1 protein-coding gene and 1 pseudogene are annotated in these 1052 nt (G+C 69.9%); both read right to left on the bottom strand.

Translation table 11 applies throughout. The features are described from left to right. Positions 1-431: acyl-CoA dehydrogenase family protein (locus tag EXE44_RS17045; RefSeq protein WP_199241258.1), on the bottom strand; the 431-nt coding region annotated here is incomplete at its 3' end. Positions 432-529: 98 nt separating this feature from the next. Beyond that, positions 530-1052 (bottom strand): annotated as a pseudogene (locus tag EXE44_RS17040) (NAD(P)/FAD-dependent oxidoreductase); the annotation flags it as partial.

Genomic DNA, 1052 nt, shown 5'->3' with positions numbered 1-1052 from the left:
GTCTCCATCGACGAGGGGTCCGAGCCGTGTTCGGGCTCCGTCAGCCCGAAGCAGCCGACCGCCTCGCCGTCCCGCAGCGCGGGGAGCCACCGCTCCTTCTGCTCGTCGCTGCCGTACGCGTGAACGGGGTACATCACGAGCGCCCCCTGGACGCTGGCCATCGACCGAAGGCCGGAGTCGCACGCCTCCAACTCCTGCATCAACACGCCGTAGGCGGTCTCGGAGACGTTGGGTAGCCCGTAGCCGTCGAGGTTCGAGCCGTAGAAGCCGAGATCCCCCATCTCCTCGATGAGGTCCGTCGGAAACGTCCCCGCGCGGAAGTGGTCGCCGATCTCCGGGCGGACCTGTTCGTCGACGAACTGTCGGGCGGTGTCGCGGATCAGCCGCGCCTCCTCGTCGAGATCGGCCTCTAATCCGACGTAGTCGAGCATGACCGTTCGTGCGCGTCGAATCGGCAAAAGCGGTTCGCCCGAGGCCGCCGTTCCGCCGCGTTCGCCGCCGCTCGCGCGTCGCGGTCCGGTCGACCCCCTCAGACGTCGACTCGTTCGCGGGCGAACTTCGCGAGCAGCGGGACGTCGTCGAGGTGGAGGAGCTTCGCCATCGCCGTCTTATCGCCCCGGTTCGCCTTCTCGAGGGTGTTCTCGTCCGCCTGACGGAGGTCACGCATGAGCCGGTCGTACCGCTCGTTCGGCGCGAGGTACAGCAGTCGGGTGAGCATCAGCCGCGAGCGCATCCGGGGCGCCACGTCGCGGTGCCAGAGCCGCTCGTAGACCGCGAGGCTCTCGGCGTCCACCCGCCGCTCCGAGTCCGTGAGACACCGGTCGACGGTCGCCGCGGCGGCGCGGGCCGACTTCATCCCCTTGTGGATCCCCTCGCCCCACAGCGGGTCGATGGTGGGGACCGTGTCGCCGATCGCGAGGAAGCCGTCCGTGTGCATCCGACCCGGGCGCTGGATGTGCGCGGAGCCGCGATGGACCTTCCCGTCGATGCGTTCGGCGCCGGCGAAGCGGGGGTCGCGACTCACCCAGTCGTCGAGGTAGCCGTCGACGGTC

Source organism: Halorubrum sp. SS7 (genome assembly GCF_005435055.1).
Taxonomy (GTDB): Archaea; Halobacteriota; Halobacteria; order Halobacteriales; family Haloferacaceae; genus Halorubrum; species Halorubrum salinarum.
This window is presented reverse-complemented; position numbering and strand designations above follow the sequence as displayed.